This window comes from Microbacterium wangyouchuni (assembly GCF_051546305.1).
Taxonomy (GTDB): domain Bacteria; phylum Actinomycetota; class Actinomycetes; order Actinomycetales; family Microbacteriaceae; genus Microbacterium.
In genome coordinates, this window is record NZ_JBPTMA010000003.1 from 449,260 (window position 1) to 469,363 (window position 20,104).

Consider the following 20,104-nt stretch of genomic DNA (forward strand, 5'->3'; position numbering starts at 1 on the left):
GCCCACGGTCAGAGACGATCGGTTCGATCATTCGATCAGTCCTGCTCTGGCCGGTTGTGGCGTATGCTTAGAGGGCAGACCCCCTCCATATACGTGGGCACAGGGGGTCTAGCTGTGCCCCGACTCAGATCTGTTGCGGGGTGCGCTGAGGGTCTCGCTCGGAGAGGTGGTCCGAATACCACTGCCAGGCGAACTCTCCGTCGGGGTAACGGTCGATGCTCGCATAGGCGCTCCAGGCGACGAGGTCTGCCATTTGCATGAGCTGCGACGTTCGCGAGTCTAGATGGATCGCGTCTTCGAGAACGCGGCGTTCGTTGAGCTTCAGCGCGCGGTGTGCTTGCCGATAGGACGGATCCCGTCCGTCGCCGTCCATGAACACGAGTGCGAGGGAATCTGACTCGTGGAGTTGCTCCTCGAATCGTTCGATGAGCGTTTGATAGGCGGCATATTTGGTGGCGCCAAAGTTCGCTGGTGCGCCTGTGCGGTAGACGGCGCCTACGCGGAGCCCTTCCGTGCCGCGCAACGCTTCAAGGCAGCGCACGGCAACTTCTCGACCGAAGTCCTTCCAGTACTCGACGCCTTCGTGGACGTGCCGATCGGGAACTCTCGTCGAGATACGTCCACGCCCGTTGACGTAGTCGGTAGTGTGAAGTTCCTCGGTCACGGGAATCCTGAACTCGACCCACAGCATCTTTCTGAGATCGAGCCAGGTGCGAAGCACGTGCGACCAGTGATCCGGTGCGAACTCGATCCATCCGTAGACGATGAGCCCGTCCTGGGAACGGCCGGAGTCGTCGACATAGATCATCCGCTCGATACTCGTGGGCACTCATCAATTCTAATCACCGCCCATCGCGATGCTCTGGGAGCCGTAGTCCAACGCATAGATGCCCCAACGCGTCGCTGGGATGTGAGCAGTGGTTTGGCCCACCACGCCCGCTAGGCTCGGGCCATGATCGACTGGGCTGTCGCCAAAGTCCTGGGCGTTCTGGCCGTCCCCCAAGGTGGGATCGATCCGCGCTTACGACGAGTTGAAGGTGGATGAGATGCAGTTTATCGAAGGGGTGGACATCCCCGATGAGGTGCTGCAGGCTCACACGGATGGCAGACTCGTCCTCTTTGTGGGCGCGGGTGCGTCGAAGTCTGCGCCCTCTTCGCTACCGCTTTTCGACGAGTTGGCTTTTCAACTTGGAGAGCTTGCCCGGGTTCAATTTACTGAGGCGCACGGCGACAAGATCGATACCTACATCGGATCTCTCCCGAGTGGGTTTGATGCCCATCGTCATGCTGCGGCACTGCTGAGGCCGGAAGGGTCTGCGCCGAATGACTTGCATCGAGCGCTCGTGCGTCTCGCTTGCAGTGGGGGTGCTCCGAGAATAGTCACTACGAACTTCGACGGTCATCTATCGACCGCCGCGGAGGACCTCGGAATGGAGCTCGGGGACCGATGGATCGGGCCGGCGCTGCCATTGGGCCGCGATTTCCGAGGTGTAGTTCACTTGCATGGCTCACTGACACGCCATCATGACGAATTGATCATCGATGATCGCGATTTCGGTCGCGCGTACTTCGGAGATGGATGGGCGCCGAGGTTCCTCCAGCCGATGTTCGAAAGCCACGTCGTGTTGTTCGTCGGTTACAGCCTCACCGACACGGTCATGCGTTATCTGACGCTCGGGCTTCCCTCCAACACGCCGAGGTATGCGCTTATCCCCGAGGACGGACTCGAGCGTGCCGAACTACTTCGACTCCAGGTCAAACCGATTCGCTACCCCAACCGGGACGGGAAGCACCTAATGCTTCCGGCGGCGCTCGAAGCGTGGAACCACTGGAGCCGGATGGGGCAAGGAGAACACCAGGAGCGGATCCAACGCGTAGTTGTCGAATGGGACGGCGGCGATGTTGAAGACGTGGCGGCTAATGCTCCTACGTTGTCAGCGATCGATGAGGGCTATCTGCGCGCCCAGATTTCGACCGTTGAGGGTGCGAGAGAGTTTGCTGCTAGGGCAGGATCGGTCAGATGGCTTGAGTGGGCCGACGGGTTGCCTGATTTCAACGCTCTGTTCGCGTCTACCGGTGAGCTCTCCGAAGTCGCATTGGTGCTCGCAGATTGGTTCGCGTATCGCTTCGTCGCGATCCCGGAGTTGAGTCGGTCCGCCATGGCGTCGCTGCGGCGGCATCACCAGTCCCTGCATCCGAGGCTCATCCACCACTTGGCATTTGCAGTCCATCAGCTTGAGGAACGTGATCCCGTGGCCGCGCAGAAGTGGCGAGTCATCCTGGCCACCTCGATCCACGGGCATTCGGCGCCGGCATCCCTTACCGCACTGCTCCCTTTCGAGGCAAAGCCTGAATCGCTGCATAACGCCCTGGCGCAGAAGGCACTCACGCCCTTTCTGAGTCTCGGATCCAGCTTCGCCCTATTCGGGTCGGGAGATGACGACTGGCCGCGCGCAGAGCCGGCATGGCCGCTTGACGCTCATGACATGAAGGAGCATGTCGGTGCTTGGGTCGGTGCACAGCCCGCAGGCGCGTCGGTCGGGATGGCCACCCTTGAATCGGCGCTGCTGTCCGTATACGGGATGCTCGATGCCTACAACGGAAGCAGCACCCGGGGCGTGCTCGAGTGGGGACGGTCCGCGATCGAGGCGCATCCTCAGGATGATCGCTCTAACCAAGTGGACGTCATAATCGATGGTCTCCGCGATCTCGGAGTGAATGCAACTGGCTCGTCACCGCCGCTTCATGAGCGCTGGTGGACATTTGGGTTTGGTCTCTTCCGCCGCCTTGCGCTTCACTTGATTGCTGTGTCGGCAGAATTGACGTCTGATCAAAAGGTCAGGTGGGTGCTTGATCGCGCGCTTCTCTACGACTTAACGACCAAGCACGAGACGTTTCAGGTTCTGCAGCGAGCGGTGCCGAGTGCATCCTTTGAAACACGTCAACATTTACTTGATGCTGTGCTCGTCGGCCACCCAGCCGACCACGAGGATGAGCGTTGGGAGCGTACTCGCGCCTACGAGATTTACAATCTACTGGTATGGGTAACGCGCGCCGACCCCGAATGGTTGGAAGCGGCCGAAGAACTGACGCGGATCCAGACGGAGCATCCGGACTTCGCCGAGAGGGAGCACCCCGACTTTTCGACCTGGCATGATTCCGGTACCTGGAGCGCAGAGCCAACCGTGCCGGTCTCCGATTTCAGCAGACAGGTGACTGCGGATCCAGCCAAGGCGCTCGCATCCCTCGGTGAAGGATTGGCAGGGTATTCCGGGAGTCATGACGACTACTTTCGGGAGGACTACGCGCTTGTGCGCGGGATGGCCGCTGAGAGTCCCGGAGGAGGCCTCTCGTTGTGGAGCGCGACCGAATCAGACAGGCTGCTTCCGGAGCGGCGACTGGGCATACGAACGGCGCTTGTCAGCGGCTGGACCAAGGCCGATCTCGGCGCGACTGGACCTGCAGTGCTCGATCGAGTGGCCGAGATGTCGTCCGAAGAGGATCGGCTCTACCCTGTCGCGGAGTTCCTGCTCGATCAAACACGCAAGCTCGTCGACGGGCCGGACACGGAATTCATGGAGGGCGCACGTCGCTTGGCGATGTCCATGTGGGAGGAGCATCAGGCGTCCTTTCGACCCATCGCTGGCGCGGAACCGTCCTCCCTCGCCTTGAATACATGGCCCGGTAGCCTCGTGTACTTCTGGGTCGCGCAGATCCAACGACGATGGCGTGAGGAGGGAGACGCATGGGAGAGTCTCAACGAACAGGAGCGATCTGCGCTGAGCAGTCTCCTTGGCGGTCCCCGCGATGCGCTCGAGGCCATCTGGCCGGCGGTCGGCAGCGAGCTTCACTTCTTTGACGCCGCGGATCCGGGCTTCACGGACAAGTATGTCTTGCCACTCTTCACTCATCAGGACAGCTTGCGTCAGGCCTGGGAATCCTTCCTTTATCACCCGAAATGCAGCTTGCGCCTACTCAAGGCAGGACTACTTGGTGCGATCGTCGACAATTTCGGGCGACTAAGCACGCTTGAGTTCAACCGTTTGGAAGGTCAGTTTGAGTCGCTAGCAGCTTCCGTCGTCAACTTTGCGGCGTTGGACGCGGACGAACGTCAGAAGGTTCTGGACGCTGCAGTTATCGGAGAGGAAGGACGTCACGCTATTGATTTTGCGGGAGCGGTTGTAGATCAACTTCGAGACGACCCTGAACAATCACAGGAGGCCTGGCGGGCATGGCTGCATGCGCACCTCGTGCAACGTCTTGCGGGTGTTCCACGCGACCCGACACCCGAAGAGCTGGCGCAGTGGGCGGAGATCGTGCCAGTTCTGGGTGATCGAATCCCTGAAGCGGTGGACCTCTTTAGCGGAAAAGGAATCGGGCTTAAGGAGGGGCGTTTCAATCGAGACTTCCCCGACGAAACGCTGGAGATGTACGGACGAGAGTTAGTTGGGCACTTCGCGGAGCGTATTCAGAACTCCCCGCCATCCGACCAGATGGTCAGCTACCGAATCAGAGGGCTCATCGAGACAGTTCAATCCTCGTTGGGCGTTGCGGCAGCGCAGCCGCTGGTTCGTGCTGCGGAGGAACGTGGGTTCGGTGGACGTGGCTTCCCACGAAGGCTTGGTTAGCTGCGTGCCCGATGTCCGATCCTCCGGCGCGTCGTATCCAGTTCCAATGCGCTCGACACCTCCGAAGTTGCACCAGGTCCATTGGCAACGCCGTGGCATCAACTGAATCAAATCGACCCCGATTCACCTGATTGAACTGCATGTCCAGCCCATGCGATTCTGGGCGAAACCGGACTTCTGCATCGAGACGGATCTCGGATCTATGAGTTCAAATCCCACCGTCACCGCCACCATGAAGGCCCCGAATCTCCTAGAAAACACTGGGAAGTCGGGGCCTTCGTCCTTTGCCAATCACGGTGCGTCGTCGCCGGGCACCGGTACTGTCGCCCGCAGAACCCATCCGTTGGCGGTCCATCCGTGATCCAGCTCGCCACCGATCTGCTTGAGCCGCTGCGCCGCCCGGCGCAGGCCCCGACCGCCCATCGCGCGGCCGTTTCCGCTGAGATCCGCGGAGGCGGAGTTCGTCACGACGATCTCGACGGCATCAGGCCGGTCGTGGATCTCGATGCTCGCCGACTGCGACGTGGGCGCGTGTTTGATGATGTTCATCACCGCCTCGATGGCCGTCTCTGTGAGAAAACGCGCGGTAGTCGGCGCGAGCTGGAGCGGAACACGCGGTGTTGTAACGCTCGTGGGGATGCCTGCATCCTTCAGAAGAGCCGCCAGCGATGACGCGGTCTCCGCGACGTTTTCTGCGGAACGGATCGAGCGGGTCGGCGGTCCCTCGGTCAGTGTGTCCCGCATCAGCGAGAGCAGAGACTGGATGCTCTGCAGCGCCTGCTCTGCAGAATCCTCGATGGTCTTCAGCGAGACCTGCCGTGCGTCTTCATCCGGTTGACGCGGAAGAGCCCGAGCGTGAAACAGGACGAGCGTCAGGTCATGCGCGATGCCGTCGTGGAGCTCATCCGCGATGCGCTCCCGCTCGTCCCGTGCGATCGCCTCGAGGTCTCTCACGATACGGGTTCGCTCGGCAACGAGAACCGTCTCGCGTGCCGCCACGAGTCTGAACGCGACGCCCGCCAGGAACGCGATCACAGCGATGCCCGCGATGCCGTAGATGCCTCCCGCTGCCAGTGTCGGCCCGCTGAGAGTCATGTACGTCGTGAGCGCTGCGAGCAGCACCACGTGCGTGCCAATCACCCACGGTCCGCACGTCGCGGCCACCAGGCTGAGTGTCATCGACAGTTCGAGGAGGTCTCCACCGCTGCCGGTGAAGACGACACCTACGCTGCAGATGAGCATCACGATGAACGCGGCAGTCATCGGATGCCAGGCGAAGCCGGCCAACCCCACATAGAGCGCCACCGCCAGCAGGTCGTACCGCGTGAACCCTCCTCCCGCGATCGTGAAGCCGATCGCGATGCACAGGAGCACGCCGACGGTCAGAACCAGCAGAAGGCGTGCGACCGGATGAAGAGAACGCTGTTCCCAGAACATGCGAGAGCGCAGCATCCGCATGATGGAGGACCGCGCAGTGAGGCCCGGCTCCTCGTCGCGCGCGGAGATCAGCGGAGCTTCAGGCACAGATGCCGAGCATCTTGCAGAGCCAGTCGCCCAGGTCCGCATTCGACCAGGTGATCACTCGAACGAACGATCCGATACCGTACATGCTGAGCATTCCCATGCTGGTCTCCTTCACTCGGGCAGCTCGACATCGACCTGCGCCATGGATGCCTCATTCCCACCCTATGAGTCGTACGCCCGCGGTCACGGATTCATGACCCCAGGGCTAGAGATTCCCGAGCAGGCTCGCGGTACCGTGAGTGGGTGAGTGAAGCCGTCCGCGTTCTCGTCGTCGACGATGAGGCGTTGGTGCGCCACGCCCTGCGTGCATTCATCTCCGATGACGACCGCGTCGCTCTGGTAGGGGAGGCCGCCGACGGCTCCGAGGTCGTCGAGGCCTGTAGAGCGTCGAAACCCGACGTGGTATTGATGGACATCAAGATGCGCGATGTCGGTGGTGTCGAAGCGACGCGGCGCGTTCTGGAATGGGACCCCCGCTGCCGCGTTGTGGCACTCACAACCTTCACCACTGAGTGGCGCGCGCTCGAGGTTCTGCGAGCGGGCGCCTGTGGCTACCTGGTGAAGAATTCCACGCCGGAACAGATCATCGACGCCATCGTCGCTGCCCACTCCGGCGACCGCGTGGTCTCGCCGGAAGTACAGGAGCGGTTCGTGCGCGCGGCCATCGAAGCAGGCGACGGTCGAGCCCCCGATACGCCCGCACTGAGCGATCGAGAGCGGCAGATCATCGAACTGATTGCGAAGGGTCTCTCCAACGCCGAGATCGCTGAGACGCTCCATTATGCCGAGAGTACGGTGAAGGCCGACATCCGCCGCATCAACCAGCTGTGGGACGTCGACAATCGCCTGCAGATCGTTCTCCGGGCCACCGAGGTCGGGATCATAAGCCTCTAATCAGTGACCGCTGATCACGACACGCGCCGAGTGGATCTGTAGCCCTGGGGCTACCGAACCGTCCAAACCCTTGATCGTTCGATGCATCGAACGACACCATGGGTTTGGCCTTCACCACAAGCCTGGCCGCGATCGCTCCGGCCCGAGCAGAGAGACGATGATGCACGAGACCCTTGCGCAACGACTGACCGTTGCCCTTCCGCTCGTCGGTGTCGTCCTTCTTGTGGCGTCGATGCTTCTCCCCACGCAGTTCGCAGTCTTCGCGTGGGGGCTGGCGCTGATCAGCTTCCTTACGGCCCTATCTTGTGCACTCTTCGCCCAGCATCAGCGACGAGCGGAGAAGCGCGCGATCCGGCTCTGACGAGCTGCGTCCGGCGTCCCGCGTCCGGCTTTCGAGCGGGCAGCTGTGGCGCAGTTTCTGCCCGGAACGCAGCTGTGAAGTCTCAGTGCTTTTCTGACAGTTGTGTCTCGGGACCTGCCTGACGGTTCTCCTCGTCTTGCACGATCAGGGGATGGCTTATGACCCCTCTCGCACTGATCTGCGGTTGATCATCGCTTCCTGGCCCGCGGACGCCCCGCGCGGGGCGGTGAGCCGATTCTGTACGGAGAACAATGTCTCCCGGGAATGGTTCTACGCGACACGAAGACGCATCCAGGAGGACGCCCTCCCGCAGGCGTTGATGCCCCGCTCGAGCAGACCACGAACCTCGCCACGGAAAACGCCTGCACCTGTTGAGGCGCTCGCGATCGAGGCTCGGGCACGGTTGGAAGCGGAGGGATGGGACCATGGCCCCATCTCGGTCGGGTTCGAGCTGACCAGGCTCGGAATCGCCCCACCCTCGCGCGCGACGCTGGCGCGGATCTTCACTCGCAACGGGCTCGTCACCGCCCAGCCGAAGAAACGCCCCCGGACCTCATACATCCGGTTCCGGTATGCGGCCCCGAACGAGTGTTGGCAGATCGATGCAACGGACTGGACGCTCGCGGACGGGCGGGTCGTCGCGATTTTTCAACTCAACGATGACCACTCCCGCCTGCAGATCGCGTCTCTTGCCGCCCGGTCCGAGAACGCGCAAGACGCCGTCCGCGTGGTCACCACGGGCATAGAACGTCATGGGGTGCCGCAACGGTTGCTCTCAGATAACGGAGCGGCGCTGAACCCGATCCGTCGCGGCTGGATCGGTGAACTCACCGCGATGGTCACCGCGCTCGGTGTTCACGCCATCGCCTCCAGCGTCGCCCACCCGCAAACCCAGGGCAAGAACGAACGCGGTCACTCGACGCTCAAACGATGGCTCCGTGCCCGAGCGCCCGCTCGGGATCTTGACGATCTGCAAAGCCAACTCGACCAATTCGACCTGCTCTACAACGAGCACCGGCCCCATCAAGCACTCCAGATGATGACGCCCCACGCCTGCTACACCGCGACGCCGAAGAGCCCGACCCCGACCAGGCCAGATCCCCCACACCTCATTCCGGTCCCGCCCCGACACGTCGTTCGCACTGCATCCGCGAACGGAGCAGTCCGCGTCGCGCGGATAAAGATCATGCTCGGCAAAGCCCATGCCGGTCAAACCTTCAACATCCTCCTCGACCCGCAGCGAATCATCATCTTCGACCACCAAGGCACACTACTGAGCAGCCATGACCGCCCACCCGCAGGGACCTACATCCCCAACGGCAAACCCCGTGGCTTCCTCGCACGCTACGAAGTGTCAGATCCAGCTGAGACATGAACTGTCAGGCACGTCATGAGACATCACATGCCCGGAACGCAGCCACGGTTGCCCACTCGCAGCGGTGAATCGGGGGATAATCGAATCGCGCCGGACAGACCTCTGAGCGCGAAGAGGAGAGAACACCGTGACTGATCGCGCGTCATCGAGCTACACCGCAGCCGAGCTGGCAGATCCGAGCGTAGGGCTGCAGACACTGACGCAGCTGGCGCAGGAGCGCCACGACCTGTGGCCATGGATCATCGTTCACCCCAACTGCTCCGCAGAACTCGCCGCCTGGATCAGGCCGCAGCTGAGTGCTGCGCAAACGCCTTCTGCCGTGACCGCCGAGGAGTGGTCCGCGCGATTCCAGCAGACGAATCACCGCGAGCCGACCATGAACGAGTATCAGGAGGCCGTGCGCACAGGCCAGATCGCGGCGGAGCGCAAGCCCCGCGACCCCTCCGCCGAGCAGATCGCCGCCGGCGCGAAGCAGATGGCTGCCGGCGCCAAGGACTTCTTCACGACGCACGTCGCCCCGGCAGCCCAGGAAGCGGCTCGATCGGTGCAGTCTGCCGTGCAAGAGCAGCGCAGCGCACCGCAGAACGGGCCGAAGGGCTGGATGAGCTGGGCGCCCTTCGCCCTGCCGGTCGCAGCTTTCCTTGCGATGATCGCCCTGTTCCTGCCGATCGCCTCGGGCTTCGGCCTGTCGTTCAACTACTTCTCCGAGTACGCCGGCGGCGAGGGTGCCATCCTGCTGGTGCTGATGCTGCTGGTGATCGCCGCCTCAGTGACAGCCATCATCCTTCGCGTGAAGTGGGCGCGGATCACCGCGGCCGTGCTCGGCATGATCGCCGGCATCGTCGGCGCCGTGGACGGTTTCGGCACGATGATCAGCGTCAGCTCGATCTCTGGCGCATCCGTCGGCGCAGGCGCTGTGCTGCTGGCGATCTTCTCGATCGTGATTCTCGTGGCCGCGATCGTGTGTGTGCTTCCGCAGAATGCGACGAGCGCAGCGCCCGCCGCGACTCCGGCGGCCCCGGCAACCGCGACTCCGGCAACTCCCGCGGCCCCGCCAGCCCCACCCGCACCACCCGCGGTCTGACTGCACCCCGCAACCCGTCACGTCACCTCGCGTTCACCCGGCATTCGTAGCGTGGTCGGCATGCTCGACATCGCCACAGTTCTGCAGGACGAGATCGAAGATCTGCCGGCCGGCGCGCGGCTGCCGAGCGAGCACGAGTTGATGCGCCGTTTCGGCGCCACTCGCAGCACGGTACGCCGCGCACTCGAACATCTCGAGGCGCGCTTTCTGGTGCGCCGTGTGCACGGGGCAGGAACGTTCGTGAACCGGCGGATCGACTATCTGCTGGCGCCGAGCCTTGCCCCGTCCCTGCACGACACGGTCGAGAAGGCCGGGGCGGTGCCGCGCACTTTTCTGCTGGATGCTGGCACCCGCGACGTTCCGAAAGACATCGCCGACCGGCTCGGCATCCCTGCAGGCGAGCCGTGCACACATCTGGTTCGGGTGGGGTATATCGACGACCAGCCCTCCATGTACGGGGAGGAATGGATCCTCCCCGGCATCCTCGATCACGTCGACGTGAGCCTGCGCGCAATCGAATCGCTCACCGAAGTGCTGCGCGGCGCAGGCCGCAATCCGATGCGCGCGTGGTCGCGAGCATCGACAGAGTTCCCGCCTGATGTGGCAGCGCAGCGGCTGGAGCTGCACGCACCCACCCCGGTCTGGCGCCTGGAGACGCTCACCACGGACGGCACCCCCGGTGCGCCCCTGATGTTCAGCAGATCCTGGATGCGACAGGACCGCATCCGCGTCGTCATCGAGTTCGAACCCAACTGACGAACAAGTCACCATTCGTTTACCCAACGGTTCACCTGCTGGTAAACCTGCCATCTCGCCCGGTCTATGTCTGCGCTAGAGCGTGGAGACATGAACAACACAGCACGGGTTCCCGAGGAGCGGCGCCGCACAGCGCGCGTGCTCGTCGGTTCCACTGAAGCCCAGCTCGCGGACCTCTGGCGCACCTGGGCCGACCGACCTGACATCGAGTATCTGCGCGGTCCCGAGTCGGGCCTCGTCATGGTTCAGGGGCGCACCGGCGGCACCGGCGACCGGTTCAACCTCGGCGAAGCCACCGTGACGCGCGCCACGGTTGCCGTCCGCGACGGTCGCAGCGAAACCGTGGGCACCGCCTACGTGCTCGGCAGCCACCCCGAACACGCGGCGCTCGCCGCGATCTTCGACGGGATGCTGGATTCCGCTGCCCGCGACCGCGTAATGACCGAGGTCATCGAACCCCTCGAACGCGAACAGACGCTGCGCGATCACCAGGCGCAGAAGAATGCCCGTGCCACGGTCGTGGACTTCTTCACCGTCGCTCGGGAGAACGACGGCTTCGGTGCCGACGACGACGAGGACGACGAATGAACACCACAGCCATCTACGCCCCCGGATTCGCCGATCCGGTGAACGACGCACAGCAGGTGTTCCGCGCCACGCTCGAGGCGCTCGCCCGGCCCACCATCGGGCAGCACGTGCGGGCCGCGGTCCAGCCGCCGGCCCCGCTCAGCGCCACGGCCGCAGCGCTGGTACTCGCCCTCTGCGACGAGCAGACTCCGCTCTGGCTCGATGACGCGCTGCGGCAGAACAGCGACGTCGAAGCGTGGATCCGATTCCACACCGGTGCACGCCTCGTGGACGATGCGAGCGAGGCACTGTTCTGCGTCGCATCCAGCCCGTCGACCGTGCCGCCGATCGATGATCTGGCGCAGGGCAGCGACGAAGAGCCGCACCTGTCCGCGACCGTCATCATCGATGCCTCCGACGCGAAGCCGATCGGCTCGTTCCTCGTCGACGGGCCCGGGGTGAACGGGCAGATCTCCTGGGATGGCCGGGGCCTGCCGGCATCCGATTTCCTCGAAACCTGGACCGCCAACACGCGCCGGTACCCGCGCGGCGTCGATCTGATTCTCGCGGACGTCGACCAGGTGACCGGCCTTCCCCGCACCACCGCACTGACTTCCAACGTCCAGAAGGAGATGAGCTGATGTACGTAGCAGTCAAAGGCGGCGAGAAAGCGATCGCCAACGCCCACGCCCTGCTGGCACAGCGCGGCGCGGGAACGACCGAGCGCATCGACTACACCCAGGTGCAGGACCAGCTCGGAGTGCTCATCTCCCGCGTCATGGCTGAAGGGTCGCTCTACGACCCCGAGCTGGCAGCGAAGGCTCTGCTGCAGGCGCAGGGCGATGTGCTCGAGGCGGTCACGCTGATCCGCTCCTACCGCACGACGCTGCCGCGCTTCGGCACCACGGTCGCCGTGGACACCGCATCGCTCCCGCCAGAGCGACGTGTCTCGGCGACGTTCAAAGACATCCCGGGCGGTCAGCAACTGGGGGCGACGTTCGACTACACCCACCGCCTGCTCGCCGACGATCTTGAGGCGCCAACCATCCCCGAGCCTGATGTCGACATCGACATCTCGATGCCGCGCGTCACCGATCTGCTCGGCAAGAGCGCGCTCATCGAACCCGATCGCCCAGCCGTCGGGTGGACAGATCCGGAGCCGGCCGACCTCACCCGCGAACCCACGACCTTCCCGATGTCTCGCGCCGAGCGTCTTCAGGCGCTGAGCCGCGGCGACGAGGGCTTCCTGCTGTCGCTGGGCTATTCCACACAGCGCGGCTTCGGCAACACGCATCCCTTCGTCGGCGAGGTGCGCGTGGGCGAGGTCGAGGTGTCGTTCGATGCCCCCGAGATCGGCCACGACGTACCGATCGGTCGGATCGAGGTCACCGAATGCCAGATGGTGAACCAGTTCGTGGGATCGGCCGAGCAGCCACCGCAGTTCACTCGCGGCTACGGCCTCGTCTTCGGACGAGCCGAGCGCAAAGCCATGTCGATGTCACTCGTGGACCGCGCCCTCCGCAAGGACGAATTCGGCGAACGAGAGGTCTCTCCGGCGCAGGATGAGGAATTCGTGATCGCGCACAGCGATAACGTGCAGGCCACCGGATTCGTCGAGCACCTGAAGCTGCCGCACTACGTCGATTTCCAGGCCGAACTTGGACTCATCCGCCGCCTGAACGACGAGTTCGATCAACGCCGCAACGCCGCCGGAAAGGACGTATCATGAGCGCACCGCGCATCGTCTACAACGAGGGCTACCTCGACGAGCACACCAAGCGCGTCGTGCGCAGGGCGCTGTTGAAGGGCGTCGCCATCCCCGGGTTCCAGGTGCCATTCGCTTCGCGTGAGGTTCCGATGCCACGCGGCTGGGGAACCGGCGGCGTGCAGGTCACCGCCGCCGTGATCGGAAAACCCGACACGCTCAAGGTCATCGATCAGGGCGCGGATGACACGACCAACGCGGTGTCGATCCGGCAGTTCTTCGAGAAGGTCGCCGGAGCCCGGGCAACCACGCGCACCGATGAAGCCACGATCATCCAGACGCGTCACCGGATACCGGAGACGCCGCTCGTAGACGGACAGATCCTCGTTTACCAGGTGCCGATTCCCGAGCCGCTGCGCTTCCTCGAACCGCGCGAGACCGAGACGCGGCGCCTGCACGCGCTCGAGGAGTACGGCCTGATGTACGTCAAGCTCTACGAAGACATCGCCCGCTTCGGCCACATCGCCAAGACCTATGACTACCCGGTCATGGTGAACGGCCGCTACGTGATGGCGCCGTCGCCGACGCCGAGCTTCGACAACCCGAAGATGCACCAGAGCCCCGCCCTGCAGCTGTTCGGTGCGGGTCGGGAGAAGCGCATATATGCGATCCCGCCGTACACCGATGTCGAATCGCTCGGCTTCGAGGACTTCCCCTTCGAGCCGCAGCGCTTCTCGGATCCCTGCGAGATCTGCGGTTCCGAGGGCGTCTATCTCGACGAGGTGATCATCGACGACGAGGGTGGCGCGATGTTCGTCTGCAGTGACACCGACTATTGCGAGCGCACCGCCGCCACGCTCGCGGATGCCCCAGCCGAACAGGCGACCCAGAAGGAAGAGGTCTCGGTATGAACGCCGAACAGCCCCTGCTCAGCGTCACCGGCGCCGGTCACCGCTACGGTGACCGATTCGGATGCCGCGACATCGACTTCGACCTGTGGCCGGGGGAGGTGCTCGCCGTCGTCGGCGAATCCGGCTCCGGAAAATCGACACTGCTCGGGATGCTGTCACAGCGCCTCAGCATCGATGAAGGCTCCATCCGCTACCGCACAAGCACAGCCGCCAGCACAAGCACAGGCAACGACCTCGTCGAACTCTCCTCGCTGTCGGAGAGCGAGGTGCGCCGGCTCTGGCGCACCGAGTGGGGTTTCGTGCATCAGAACGCTGCGGACGGACTGCGCATGCATGTCTCAGCCGGCGGCAACGTGGGCGAGCCGTTGATGGCCGCTGGTGAACGCCACTACGGCACGATCCGCGCGCAGGCCGCCGAATGGCTGGAGCGCGTCGAGATCCCCAGCGAGCGCATGGATGAGACGCCGGCGACGTTCTCCGGTGGCATGCGCCAGCGGGTGCAGATCGCCCGAAACCTGGTGTTCGGACCGAAGCTCGTCTTCATGGATGAGCCCACCAGCGGGCTGGACGTATCGGTGCAGGCTCGACTGCTCGATCTCATCCGCTCGCTCGTTGCCGACCTGGGCCTTGCCGTCGTGATCGTCACGCACGACCTGGCCGTCGCACGCCTCATCTCCCACCGAACGCTCGTGATGAAGGACGGCGGCGTCATCGAATCAGGTCTCACCGACCGGGTTCTCGATGACCCCCAGGCCGCCTACACCCAGCTGCTCGTCTCGTCGATTTTGCAAGGATGACCATGACTGACACCTCTGCCACAGGCACCGTCCTCCGCTTGGAGACGGTCGCCAAGACCTTCACCCTGCACCTGCAGGACTCCCAGGTGCCCGTGCTGCACAACGTCTCTTTCGAGGTCCCGATCGGGCAGTGCGTCGTGCTGGGTGGTGAATCCGGGGCAGGCAAGAGCACCATCATGAAGATGGTCTACGGCAGCTACGCCGCAGACAGCGGCCGAATTCTTGTCCGCCACCGTGATGGCCAGGTGGACCTGGCGGCCGCAGCGCCGCGCGAGGTCATCGCGGTACGCCGTGAATCGATGGGGTACGTGAGCCAGTTCCTTCGTGCAGTGCCGCGGGTGGCCGCCCTCGACGTCGTCGCCGAGCCGCTCATGGAGAGTGGCCTATCGCGGGATGCCGCACGGGAGCGCGCCGGCGAGCTGCTGGAACGGCTCAGCATCCCGCGGCGGCTGTGGGAGCTGCCGCCGGCCACTTTCTCCGGCGGCGAGCAGCAGCGGGTGAACATCGCGCGCGGGTTCGCCACCACCCGGGGGCTCATGCTGCTCGATGAGCCCACGGCATCGCTCGATGCTCGCAACCGCGCCGTCGTGATCGAGATGATCCGCGAGCGGTTGGCCGCCGGAACCGGGATCCTCGCGATCTTCCACGATCATGATGTGCGCGATGCCGTCGCGAACGAGATCGTCGATGTCGCGGCTTTCACCCCCGTGCGCGAGCTGGTGGCCGCGTGACGCGGTACGCGGTGTACGGCGTCCCCGGGCTCGACCCGGGGGCGCCGACCGTTGCCGTGCAGCTGCGAGCAGCCGTCGAAGACTGGTATGCGCAGCATCCGGAAATCACCCCGGATGCCCGCCGCTACGGGTTCCACGCCACCCTCAAAGCGCCGTTCGCGCTCGCTGACGGTGTCACGAGCGCCGACCTTGAGGCCGCGGTGTCGGCGTTCGCTGCCGGCCGGCACCCCGTGGTGCTGCCGGCTGTGCAGCCGCTGACGATCGGGTCGTTCCGCGCGCTCGTGCCGACCGGCGACACCGCAGAGGTGGATGCTCTGGCCCAGGACATCGTGCGGACATTCGAACCGTACCGGGCACCGCTCACGGCGGATGATATCGCCCGGCGCCGACCGGAGCGGCTGACTCCGCGGCAGCGCGAGGTCCTCGAGGAGGTCGGTTATCCGTTCGCCCTCGACGAGTTCCGTGTTCATTTGACCCTGACCGATGCGCTGGATGCGGCCGGCGCTGCCGACGCGGCCGCCGTCGATCACGCGATCGCCGGGCACTTCGCCGCGTTCGCCGGTGCTGACATCCCGCTCACGGCACTCGCCGTGTTCATCGAACCTGACCGTGGAGCGCCATTCGGCATCCACTCGATCCACCCCTTCCAGGAGATCGCATGACCAACGACACCATTCTCCGCAACGCGAGAATCGTCCTCGAAGACGACGTCATCCACGGATCCGTACGAATGATCGACGGCATAATCGTCGACATCGTGCCCGTCGACAGCTCGCTGGATGGGGCCCTCACAGGCACCGACGGACCCGGCGAGGACATGGACGGCGACTACCTGATGCCCGGGCTGGTCGAGTTGCACACCGACCAGGTGGAGGGGCACTTCCAGCCGCGACCGAAGCGGTTCTGGGACCCGATCCCGGCGGTGATCGCGCATGACGCTCAGATGGCGGCATCCGGAATGACGACGGTGCTCGATGCGCTGCGCATCGGCGCGGGGCCGGATGAATCCGGTCTGGCGGCCCAGGCAGACACCCTGGTCGCCGCCATCGTGCACGCGGCCGATGCCGGGCTCCTGCGCGCGGATCACCTGGTGCACCTGCGATGCGAGGTCTCGACGCCAGATGTCGTCGACGTCTTCGAGCGGATCGGCAACGACGACCGGGTGCGGCTCGTGTCGCTCATGGATCACACGCCGGGCCAGCGTCAGTATGCCGATGTCGAATCGTTCCGAACCTACATGGTCGGCAAGCACAGCTTCTCGGACGAGCAGTTCACCGCGCACGTCGCGACTCTGCATGAGCGCAGCGCCGCCTACGCGGACACGCACCGGGGCGAGATGGCGCGTCGGGCGAGGGCGCGCGGCATCACGATGGCAGCGCACGATGATGCGACGCTGGCGCATGTCGCCGAGTCATCCGATCTCGGCGTGCGGATCTCCGAGTTTCCGACGACGGTCGAAGCAGCCCGGGCGGCGCGAGAAGCGGGCCAGCTCGTCGTGATGGGAGCGCCGAACATCGTGCGCGGCGGTTCGCACTCCGGCAACGTGGCAGCCGCCGAGCTGCTGCGTCACGGACTGCTCGACATCCTCTCCAGCGACTATGTGCCGTCGAGCCCGCTGCAGGCGGTGTTCGCGCTGGTCGCGAGCGGAGAGGTGACTGTGCCGCAGGGGTCCGCGCTGGTGAGTGCGAACCCGGCGCGCGCGATCGGCTTGAACGACCGCGGCGTCATCGAGGTGGGTCGGCGTGCGGATCTCGTCCGGGTTCGCGTGCACGAAATGGCGCAGACCCCGCACCACCCCTCCGGGGCGCCGGTGCCGGTTGTGCGCGGGGTCTGGCGTGAAGGGATGCGAGTGGCATGACCGGAGTGTTCGTCGCGGTGGTCGGACCCAGCGGCGCCGGCAAGGATGCGGTGATCGACTGCGCCCGTGACCACTTCGCCGGCGAGGGCGCGGTGATCTTTCCGCAGCGGGTCATCACGCGGCCCGCCGGTGAGGGTGAGGATCACGCGCCGGTCTCCGCGGATGAGTTCGCAGCGCTGGAGCGTGCGGGTGCTTTCGTGCTGCGGTGGGAGGCGCATGGGCTGCGCTATGGCATCCCGGCATCCGTTTCGCAGGCGGTGCACGCAGGCGCCACCGCCGTCGTCAACATTTCGCGAACGGCGCTGGCCGAACTCACGGCGAAGTTTCCGCACGTTCGCGCCGTGCGCGTGACGGTTCCGGATGAGGTGCGCCGCGCGCGGATTCTCGCGCGGGGCCGGGAGAACTCGGCCGAAGCGCTTGCTCGGCTCAACCGTGCCGATCCGGCACCCGGTGAGCGGGTCGATCTCGAGATCGTCAACGACGGGCCGCTGATGGATGCCGGTGCCGCTCTCATCGCCTTTCTGGACGAGGTTCTTACGCCGTCGGCTCCAAGGGAACGGCTGGTGCTCGGCGAATACCGATGAATGACAGCACCCCGCCGGCAGTCATCAGCGCGGCCGTCACCCAGGCCGCGTTGTGGAATCCGCCCAGATCCAGCGCTCCGCCGACGATCGTGGAGAGCATCGCGACCACGATGAGCCCGGCGACACGGGAGATGGCGTTGTTGACGGCGGATGCTATTCCGGAGTGGTGCTCATCGATCGCTCCGAGCACCGCAGAGGTCAGCGGAGCGACGGTCAAGGAGAGTCCGAGACCCATGACGATCATGGCGGGAAGCACCTGCCACCAGTAGCTGAAGTCCCCAGTGACGGTGAGCAGAAGCAGCGCTCCAGCAGCCATCAGCAGCGGGCCGATCGTCATGAACAGCCGGGGTCCGAGCTTTCCCGCCCAGGCTCCGGCCTGCGAGCTGAGCAGGATCATCAGGATCGTGATCGGCAGGCTGGCCAGACCCGCGGCGGTCGCGCTGAGCCCAGCGCCCTCCTGCAGGTAGACGCCGACTACGAAGCCGTTGAGCGAGAGCGCGGCATAGATGAACAGGGTGGCGAGGTTACCCCAGGCGAAGTTGCGGGCCCGGAACAGCGTCAGCGGCATCAGCGGGGCCGCGGAGCGGCGTTGACGCACGAGGAACACGGCGAACAGGACGACCCCGACGGCTCCGGGAATCCAGATCGCCGGTGACGCCCACCCGAGGTTGGGCTGCTCGATGAGCGCGAACACCACCGCGCCGAGGCCGACCGCGCACAGCATCCCGCTCCACCAGTCCACGCGGATATCGCGCGGATGATCAGGTAGCTGCAGTCGGGCGAGCAGGACCAGCGTGATGCCGATCGGGATGACGTTGATGAGGAAGACGAAACGCCAGGAGAGCAGATCGACGAACAGGCCGCCGAGCAGCGGGCCGGCGAGTTGGGCGCCGGTGGTGAACGCGGTCCACACTCCGATCGCGCGCGATTGCAGCTCGCCGCGCATGGTCGCCATGATCAGGGCGAGCGAGCTGGGCACGAGCAGCGCTCCGGCGGCCCCCTGCAGGGCGCGGGCGATGATGAGCGTGAGGGGTTCGGGTGCTGCGGCAACAGCGATGGAGGCGATGCCGAACGCGATGAGACCGATGCGCATGATGCGCACGCGACCGTAGGCATCCGAGAGAGAACCCGCGAGCAGGATCAGTGCGCTGAGGGTGATGAGGTAAGCATCCACGACCCACTGCTGCGTCGTGATTCCGCCGCCGAGCTCATTGCTGATCGCCGGGAGTGCGACGGTGACGACCGTGCCGTCGAGGAACGTCACGAAGGATGCCAGCACGGCGATCGTGATGACGAGACGCTGAAGTGCGGAGAATGTCGGCACGCTGTGAGCCTACGCCTGCTTGCCGCTCACACGGGAGTGTGAGCGGCAAGTGCCTCGGCCAGCGCCGCCAGCACCGCGGACACTGCGGCATTGTCGCGTGAAGAGGACCGGGTCGCTGCGAAGATCTCGCGCACGGGTAATCCGGGAAGATCCAGCAGCCGCACCGATGCGCGATCGCCCGTCCACACCAGATCCGGCAGCATTGCGGCGGCATGGCCGGCGGCAACCAGCCGCGCATGGGCGATGAGATCAGTCGCTTCGAAGCGGACGTCGGGTTCGAACCCGGCCGTGCGGCACTGCTGCACGGCCCACTGGCGTACTGCCGCACCGTGCGGTTCCATGGCCCAGGCATGCTCGCTCAGCTCTGACAGCGAGGTAGCCGAGGAGCCTGGCGGCACCGCCAGCCGCACCGGGTCCGTGCCGAGCAGTGTGCGATCGACTCCGTCCCGCAGCTCACGCGTGTACCCGGAGTACTGTTCGGCGACGACCAGGTCGAAGGTGCGCGCCTGCAGCTCGAACAGTCCTTCCTCCGGCGCCATCTCCACCATCGACACCTGCAGTTCTGGCATCCGTTCGGCGAGCAATGTCAGCGCCGGTGGCACGAGAGCCTCGGCAGCGGTGGGCATCACGGCGATCCGCACCCGCTGCGGGAAGTTCTCCGACGATGACAGTTCCGCGCGAGCGGATTCGTCCATCTCGAGCGCACGGGCAGCGTGTGCTGCGAGCAGACGCCCTTGCGCCGTGAGCCGCAGACGCCTACCGTCGGGTTCGAGCAGTGATACTCCCGCCTCGCGCTCGAGTTGGGCAAGCTGCTGCGACACCGTCGATGGGCTGTAGGCCAGCGCCGTGGCCACGTCGGAGATGGTGCCGCGCAGGGCAAGCTCGTGCAACAGACGCAGTCGTCGCAGTTCAAACACAGAGGGCCCTCGCAATCATTCGATAAAAGCGAACAATCACTATCGTAAACGTGCGCTTTTCTCGAGAGGTGGTGTGGCCGCACACTGA

The 20,104-nt window shown here is 64.9% G+C and carries 19 protein-coding genes; 15 read left to right on the plus strand and 4 right to left on the minus strand.

Annotation, left to right across the window (positions count from 1 at the left end; translation table 11 throughout):
* Nucleotides 1-124: 124 nt before the first annotated feature.
* Nucleotides 125-829, minus strand: coding sequence for a DUF3800 domain-containing protein (locus tag ACSS7Z_RS08735; protein WP_438254158.1), 705 nt, complete (start codon nt 827-829; stop codon nt 125-127).
* A gap of 217 nt (nt 830-1,046) precedes the next feature.
* Between ACSS7Z_RS08735 and ACSS7Z_RS08740 the strand changes: the two genes are divergently transcribed.
* Nucleotides 1,047-4,628 carry an SIR2 family protein gene (locus ACSS7Z_RS08740; RefSeq protein WP_438254159.1) on the plus strand — a complete coding sequence of 1,194 codons (3,582 nt, stop codon included), beginning with the start codon at nt 1,047-1,049 and terminating at the stop codon, nt 4,626-4,628.
* A gap of 291 nt (nt 4,629-4,919) precedes the next feature.
* On the opposite strand, the gene ACSS7Z_RS08745 is transcribed toward ACSS7Z_RS08740, so the two are convergent.
* Entirely contained in the window at nt 4,920-6,152 is a 1,233-nt protein-coding gene (locus ACSS7Z_RS08745) for a sensor histidine kinase (protein ID WP_438254160.1), read from the minus strand.
* A 243-nt stretch (nt 6,153-6,395) separates the two neighbouring features.
* On the opposite strand from ACSS7Z_RS08745, the gene ACSS7Z_RS08750 reads away from it, so the two are divergent.
* From ACSS7Z_RS08750 to phnN, 14 genes are all read left to right on the plus strand, one after another.
* On the plus strand, nt 6,396-7,046 hold the full coding sequence (locus ACSS7Z_RS08750) for a response regulator (RefSeq protein ID WP_438254161.1): 651 nt from the start codon (nt 6,396-6,398) through the stop codon (nt 7,044-7,046).
* A 157-nt stretch (nt 7,047-7,203) separates the two neighbouring features.
* Complete coding sequence (locus ACSS7Z_RS08755) at nt 7,204-7,407, plus strand: hypothetical protein (protein ID WP_438254162.1); 204 nt, start codon at nt 7,204-7,206, stop codon at nt 7,405-7,407.
* A gap of 151 nt (nt 7,408-7,558) precedes the next feature.
* On the plus strand, nt 7,559-8,782 hold the full coding sequence (locus ACSS7Z_RS08760; protein ID WP_438254163.1) for an integrase core domain-containing protein: 1,224 nt from the start codon (nt 7,559-7,561) through the stop codon (nt 8,780-8,782).
* Between the two features lie 127 nt (nt 8,783-8,909).
* Nucleotides 8,910-9,866, plus strand: a complete 957-nt coding sequence (locus tag ACSS7Z_RS08765) for a variant leucine-rich repeat-containing protein (protein WP_438254164.1) — start codon at nt 8,910-8,912, stop codon at nt 9,864-9,866.
* A gap of 60 nt (nt 9,867-9,926) precedes the next feature.
* Complete coding sequence (locus ACSS7Z_RS08770; RefSeq protein WP_438254165.1) at nt 9,927-10,622, plus strand: GntR family transcriptional regulator; 696 nt, start codon at nt 9,927-9,929, stop codon at nt 10,620-10,622.
* Between the two features lie 90 nt (nt 10,623-10,712).
* Nucleotides 10,713-11,210, plus strand: coding sequence for a phosphonate C-P lyase system protein PhnG (gene phnG, locus ACSS7Z_RS08775; RefSeq protein ID WP_438254166.1), 498 nt, complete (start codon nt 10,713-10,715; stop codon nt 11,208-11,210).
* Nucleotides 11,207-11,830, plus strand: a complete 624-nt coding sequence (phnH, locus tag ACSS7Z_RS08780) for a phosphonate C-P lyase system protein PhnH (protein WP_438254167.1) — start codon at nt 11,207-11,209, stop codon at nt 11,828-11,830. Before phnG ends, phnH begins: the two co-directional genes overlap by 4 nt.
* Nucleotides 11,830-12,918 carry a carbon-phosphorus lyase complex subunit gene (locus tag ACSS7Z_RS08785; RefSeq protein WP_438254168.1) on the plus strand — a complete coding sequence of 363 codons (1,089 nt, stop codon included), beginning with the start codon at nt 11,830-11,832 and terminating at the stop codon, nt 12,916-12,918. The genes phnH and ACSS7Z_RS08785 overlap by 1 nt, the downstream gene beginning before the upstream one ends.
* Complete coding sequence (locus tag ACSS7Z_RS08790; RefSeq protein ID WP_438254170.1) at nt 12,915-13,805, plus strand: alpha-D-ribose 1-methylphosphonate 5-phosphate C-P-lyase PhnJ; 891 nt, start codon at nt 12,915-12,917, stop codon at nt 13,803-13,805. The genes ACSS7Z_RS08785 and ACSS7Z_RS08790 overlap by 4 nt, the downstream gene beginning before the upstream one ends.
* A complete protein-coding gene (gene phnK, locus ACSS7Z_RS08795) occupies nt 13,802-14,602 on the plus strand; it encodes a phosphonate C-P lyase system protein PhnK (protein WP_438254171.1) in 801 nt (266 codons plus the stop codon). Before ACSS7Z_RS08790 ends, phnK begins: the two co-directional genes overlap by 4 nt.
* A gap of 2 nt (nt 14,603-14,604) precedes the next feature.
* Entirely contained in the window at nt 14,605-15,333 is a 729-nt protein-coding gene (gene phnL, locus ACSS7Z_RS08800; protein WP_438254172.1) for a phosphonate C-P lyase system protein PhnL, read from the plus strand.
* Complete coding sequence (locus ACSS7Z_RS08805) at nt 15,330-15,995, plus strand: DUF1045 domain-containing protein (protein ID WP_438254173.1); 666 nt, start codon at nt 15,330-15,332, stop codon at nt 15,993-15,995. The genes phnL and ACSS7Z_RS08805 overlap by 4 nt, the downstream gene beginning before the upstream one ends.
* On the plus strand, nt 15,992-17,191 hold the full coding sequence (locus ACSS7Z_RS08810) for an alpha-D-ribose 1-methylphosphonate 5-triphosphate diphosphatase (protein ID WP_438254174.1): 1,200 nt from the start codon (nt 15,992-15,994) through the stop codon (nt 17,189-17,191). The genes ACSS7Z_RS08805 and ACSS7Z_RS08810 overlap by 4 nt, the downstream gene beginning before the upstream one ends.
* Nucleotides 17,188-17,775: a phosphonate metabolism protein/1,5-bisphosphokinase (PRPP-forming) PhnN gene (gene phnN / locus ACSS7Z_RS08815; RefSeq protein ID WP_438254176.1), complete on the plus strand. Its 588-nt coding sequence runs from the start codon at nt 17,188-17,190 to the stop codon at nt 17,773-17,775. Before ACSS7Z_RS08810 ends, phnN begins: the two co-directional genes overlap by 4 nt.
* Here phnN and ACSS7Z_RS08820 read toward each other — a convergent pair.
* A complete protein-coding gene (locus ACSS7Z_RS08820; protein WP_438254177.1) occupies nt 17,726-19,099 on the minus strand; it encodes an MFS transporter in 1,374 nt (457 codons plus the stop codon). The genes phnN and ACSS7Z_RS08820 overlap by 50 nt on opposite strands.
* 26 nt (nt 19,100-19,125) lie before the next feature.
* On the minus strand, nt 19,126-20,016 hold the full coding sequence (locus ACSS7Z_RS08825; protein ID WP_438254178.1) for a LysR family transcriptional regulator: 891 nt from the start codon (nt 20,014-20,016) through the stop codon (nt 19,126-19,128).
* Between the last annotated feature and the right edge of the window lie 88 nt (nt 20,017-20,104).